The organism is Collimonas fungivorans, from assembly GCF_028292705.1.
In the GTDB taxonomy this organism is placed as follows: domain Bacteria; phylum Pseudomonadota; class Gammaproteobacteria; order Burkholderiales; family Burkholderiaceae_D; genus Collimonas; species Collimonas fungivorans_B.
This window is the reverse complement of sequence record NZ_JAQGLV010000390.1, coordinates 1-5159: the sequence shown is the minus strand read 5'-3', so window position 1 is coordinate 5159 and position 5159 is coordinate 1. Positions and strand designations below refer to the sequence as shown.

The following is a 5159-nucleotide window of genomic DNA, read 5'->3' as shown; positions in this document are numbered from 1 at the left end:
CTGCCTGCTCGCCGCCCATCACCGAGATGCGCGCATTCGGCCACATCCACAGGAAGCGCGGCGAATAGGCGCGGCCGCACATGCCGTAGTTGCCGGCGCCGAAGCTGCCGCCGATGATGACGGTCAGTTTGGGCACCGCAGTGGTCGCCACCGCGGTCACCATCTTGGCGCCGTTGCGGGCGATGCCCTCGTTTTCGTAGCGGCGGCCGACCATGAAGCCGGTGATATTCTGCAGGAACACTAGCGGGATCTTGCGCTGCGAGCACAGTTCGATGAAATGCGTGCCCTTCAGAGCCGCTTCCGAAAACAGGATGCCGTTGTTGGCGACGATGCCGACCGGCATGCCATAGATATGGGCGAAACCGCAGATCAGCGTGGTGCCGTAACGCGCCTTGAATTCGTCGAATTCGCTGCCGTCGACGATGCGCGCGATCACTTCACGCACATCGAAGGGCTTGCGGGTATCGAGCGGGATCACGCCGTACAGTTCCTGCGCCGGGTACTTGGGTTCGGTCACCGGGCGCAGCAACGGCCCTTGCGGTTTCTGCCGGTTCAGGTTGGAGACGATGGTGCGCGCCAGCGACAGCGCGTGCATGTCGTTCTGCGCCAGGTGATCGGCCACGCCTGACAGGCGAGTGTGGACATCGCCGCCGCCCAGGTCTTCGGCGCTGACGACTTCACCGGTAGCGGCTTTCACCAGCGGCGGTCCAGCCAGGAAAATCGTGCCCTGGTTCTTGACGATGATCGACTCGTCGCTCATCGCCGGCACGTAGGCGCCGCCGGCGGTGCACGAACCCATCACCACGGCGATCTGCGGAATGCCCTTGGCCGACAGGTTGGCCTGGTTATAGAAGATGCGGCCGAAATGGTCGCGGTCGGGGAACACTTCATCCTGGTTGGGCAGGTTGGCGCCGCCGCTGTCGACCAAGTAAATGCAAGGCAGGTTGTTCTGCTCGGCGATTTCCTGCGCCCGCAAATGCTTTTTGACGCTGAGCGGATAGTAGGTGCCGCCCTTGACCGTGGCGTCATTGCAGACCACCACGCATTCCTGGCCGGCGATGCGGCCGATGCCGGTAATCACGCCGGCGGCCGGCGCGGCGTCGCTGCCGTCCTTGTCCTTGTAGACGTGATAGGCAGCCAGCTGGGAAAATTCCATGAACGGCGTGCCGGGATCGAGCAGCATCTGCACCCGTTCGCGCGGCAGCAGCTTGCCGCGCGCCACGTGCTTGTTGCGCGCGGCTTCGCCGCCGCCTTCGGCGATCTGCGCGACTTTCTGGCGCAGGTCGTCGACCAGCAGGTTAAGTGCGTTGGCATTTTGCTGGAATTCTTCGCTGCGTGGATTCAGCTTGCTTTCTAACTGGGGCATTGCGATGTCCTTTGTCTCTTGTTTTTGGAACGATTTTTACGCAGTGTGGATGTCATTGAGCTCCAGCTCATCTTTCATCGCTTCACGGATCTTGAATTTCTGGATCTTGCCGGTCACCGTCATCGGGAAAGTCTCGACAAACCGGATGTAGCGCGGCACCTTGTAGTGGGCGATCTGGCCCTGGCAAAAATCGCGCACGGATTGTTCATCCGCGGTCTGGCCGGGGCGCAGGATAATCCAGGCGCACAGTTCTTCGCCGTATTTCCGGTCCGGCACGCCGACTACCTGCACATCCTGGATCGCCGGATGGCGATACAGGAATTCCTCGATCTCGCGCGGGTAGATATTCTCGCCGCCGCGGATCACCATGTCTTTCATGCGGCCGACGATATTGACGTAGCCTTCGCTATCCATGGTCGCCAGGTCGCCGGTATGCATCCAGCCTTCGCCGTCGATCGCTTCACGCGTCTTTTCTTCATCGCCCCAATAACCGTGCATCACCGAATAGCCGTGGGTGCACAGTTCACCGGAACTGCCGATCGGCATGATCGATCCCGATTCGGGATCGACGATTTTCACCTGCAGGTGCGGCTGCACCTGGCCGACGGTGGAGACGCGTTTCTCCAGCGGCGTATCGGTCATGCTCTGGCAGCTGACCGGGCTGGTTTCGGTCATGCCGTAGGCAATCGTGATCTGCTCCAGGTGCATGTCGCGCACTACCCGTTTCATGACCTCGATCGGGCACGGCGAACCGGCCATGATGCCGGTGCGCAGCGTCGACAGGTCGAATTCGGCAAAACGCGGATGGTCCAGCTCGGAGATGAACATGGTGGGCACGCCGTGCAAGCCGGTGCAGCGTTCTTCCTGCACCGCCTGCAGCACCGACAGCGGCTCGAAGCCGTCGTTGGGATAGACAATCGTCGCGCCATGCGTCAGGCAGGCCAGGTTGCCGAGCACCATGCCGAAGCAATGATATAGCGGCACCGGGATGCAGAGCCGGTCTTGCGCCGTGAGCTTCATCGCCTCGCCGATGAAAAAGCCGTTGTTCAGGATATTCCGATGGGTCAGCGTCGCACCTTTCGGAAAACCGGTGGTGCCGCTGGTGAACTGGATGTTGATCGGGTCGCTGGCCTGCAGGCGCGCGCCGATCTCGGCCAGCCGCGGATCGGCGGCATCGCCGCTGGCGATCAGGTCGGCGAAACGCAACATGCCCGGCGCCTCGTCGCGGCCAAGCTGGATCACGGTTTTCAGGGTCGGCAGGCGCGCCGCCTGCAATGCTCCCGGCGCAGCGTGCTGCAATTCCGGCGCCAGTGTGCGTATCATTTCCAGGTAATCGCTGGTCTTGAAGCTGGTCATCGAAATCAGGGCCTTGCAGCCGACATTGTTGAGCGCGTACTCCAGTTCGCTGACCCGGTAAGCCGGATTGATGTTGACCAGGACGATGCCGGCATAGGCCGTGGCCAGCTGCGTCAGCAGCCACTCGGCATTGTTGTGCGACCAGATGCCGATGCGGTCGCCCGGCTGCAGGCCGAGCTGGAGCATGGCGCTGGCCAGCTGCCGCGCCTGGCTTTGCAGTTGCCGGTAGCTGAGGCGGATCTGCTGGTGGCGCGACACCAGCGCGTCGTTGGCGGCTACCCGTTCCACCATTTCGTCGAAAAAACCGCCGATAGTCTGTTCGATCAGCGGCGTATCCTGGCTACCGCGATCGATGCTGGAATTCAGTTGTCTCATCATCTTGTCTCCTGTTATGGCTCTCGGTGTTTTCCGTAGCGGTTTTTATTTTTCCGGAAAACTGCCATCGACATAAAACCAGCATGGCCGGTTCTCTGTTCCAGTTTCGCTCTCGCGCACAAAGCGGCTGATCTCGTGCAAACGCTGTGCACGGCCGTCGATCTTGTAGCGCGCCACGAATTCCACCGTGGCGCTGTCGCCCTCGGCCTGGTGCTTGCGCACCTCCAGGCCCAGCCACTTCAACCCCGCTTCGGCGGCGACCGGCTCGGGCGGCCGGCTGCTGCGGTGCCATGTCGCCTGCAGGTACGCTCCCTTGTCCATGACATAAGCGCTGTAGCGCGAGCGCATCAGCGCCAGCGCGGTCGGCGCCGTTTCTGCGCCGCTGTGATAGCGGCCGCAGCACAGCGCGTAACTGCCGCCGCCGCAGGGACACTCGATTGCCTTCTCTTTCAAATCTTGCCATCCCTCAGGAATGCTTCGAGCTGGTCGAAGCGGTCGAAACCCCAGAACGATTCGCCGTCGACAATCACGAACGGCGAACCGAACACGCCGCGCGCCATCGCCAGGTCGACTTCCGCCTTCAGCTGGTTCTTGATCGGCTGGCTGTTGATGCCGTCGCTCAGGCCGGTGGTGTCGATGCCGCTGTGATGGCCGATCTCCAGCAAATGCATTGGTTCGCCGATATTGATGCCGTCGACAAAATAAGCCTTGTAAATCTGCTTGGCGAATTTGATGGCCTTGTCTTCGCCTTGCTTGCCGCGCACCCACAGCACGGCGCGCGCCGCCGCCTGGGTGGAAATCGGGAAAGCGCCGGGACGCTTGTAGGGAATGCCGTGAAAACGCGCGCTGCGCTCGAAATCGTGGAACGAGTAGTCGCCCTTGATCGGCACCTGCGCCAGCGGCGCCGAGCCGGTGGTCTTGAATACCGGGCCCAGCAGGATGGGATGCCACTCGACATCGCGCTCGTACTTTGCCGCCAGCTCATCGATATGGGTCGCAGCGAAATAGCCATACGGAGAGGAAAAATCGAAGTAGAAATCAATTGCGGCAGCCATCTTCTTATACCTTGTGTGAAATGGTAAGAACACATGCGAATTGCGCCGTAGGTAAAACCCGTCCTACTTGTTTAAATCATAATTCGCGAAGACCAATAACAAAGATCAGCGGGAATCCGCGGAAACTCCGCGAAAACCGCTGATCCATTTGATGCCTGCTACCGAGTTGCGTTAGCGCTTGCTGCTACTCATCACACCAGTTCGACTGCGATTGCCGTGCCTTCGCCGCCGCCGATGCACAGCGATGCCACGCCGCGCTTGCCGCCCTTGGCTTTCAAGGCGCCCAGCAAAGTGACGATGATGCGCGCGCCGGATGCGCCGATAGGATGGCCGAGGGAACAGGCGCCGCCGTGCACGTTGATCTTGCTGTGCGGGATATCGTGTTCTTTCATGACCGCCATCGGCACCACGGCGAACGCTTCATTGACTTCGAACAGGTCGACATCGCTGTTCTTCCAGCCGACTTTCTTGTACAGCTTTTCAATCGCGCCTACCGGTGCGGTGGTGAACCATTCCGGCTCTTGCGAGTGGCTGGCGTGGCCGAGGATGCGGGCGATCGGCGTGCAGCCGAGTTTCTTGGCGGTCGATTCGCGCATCAGCACCAGTGCTGCGGCGCCATCGTTGATCGACGACGACGAAGCGGCGGTGATGGTGCCGTCTTTCTTGAACGCAGGACGCAGCGACGGGATCTTTTCCACCTTGGATTTTTGCGGGCCTTCGTCCTTGTCGATCACGGCTTCGCCGGCGCGGCTGGTGACGGTCACCGGCGCGATTTCCCATTTGAAGGAACCGTCGGCGGTTGCCGCCTGCGCGCGCTGCGCCGAGGCGATGGCAAACGCATCCTGGTCAGCGCGGCTGAAATGGTATTTGGCGGCGCACTCTTCGCCGAATGTGCCCATCGAACGGCCGCCGCCGTTTTCCAGCTTGGAATAAGCGTCTTCCAGGCCGTCCAGCATCATGTGGTCGAGGATCGTGCCGTGGCCGACACGGTAGCCGCTGCGGCCCTT

5 protein-coding genes are annotated in these 5159 nt (G+C 61.3%); all 5 read right to left on the bottom strand.

Annotation, left to right across the window (positions count from 1 at the left end; all coding sequences use genetic code 11):
- Positions 1–1366: carboxyl transferase domain-containing protein (locus JWQ61_RS21190; protein WP_304362262.1), on the bottom strand; the 1366-nt coding region annotated here is incomplete at its 3' end.
- 36 nt (positions 1367–1402) lie between these two features.
- Positions 1403–3100, bottom strand: a complete 1698-nt coding sequence (locus JWQ61_RS21185) for an AMP-binding protein (protein ID WP_304362261.1) — start codon at positions 3098–3100, stop codon at positions 1403–1405.
- 42 nt (positions 3101–3142) lie between these two features.
- Positions 3143–3550: a YchJ family protein gene (locus JWQ61_RS21180; protein ID WP_304362260.1), complete on the bottom strand. Its 408-nt coding sequence runs from the start codon at positions 3548–3550 to the stop codon at positions 3143–3145.
- A complete protein-coding gene (locus JWQ61_RS21175) occupies positions 3547–4152 on the bottom strand; it encodes a 2-hydroxychromene-2-carboxylate isomerase (RefSeq protein WP_120234022.1) in 606 nt (201 codons plus the stop codon). The genes JWQ61_RS21180 and JWQ61_RS21175 overlap by 4 nt, the downstream gene beginning before the upstream one ends.
- 191 nt (positions 4153–4343) lie before the next feature.
- On the bottom strand, positions 4344–5159 hold an 816-nt coding region (locus JWQ61_RS21170), incomplete at its 5' end, for an acetyl-CoA C-acyltransferase (protein WP_304362259.1).

What these genes read in the sequence shown, in the direction of transcription:
- JWQ61_RS21175 (WP_120234022.1), bottom strand. Translation starts at nt 4,152, where the DNA reads ATGGCTGCCGCAATTGATTTCTACTTCGATTTTTCCTCTCCGTATGGC.
- JWQ61_RS21185 (WP_304362261.1), bottom strand. Translation starts at nt 3,100, where the DNA reads ATGATGAGACAACTGAATTCCAGCATCGATCGCGGTAGCCAGGATACG.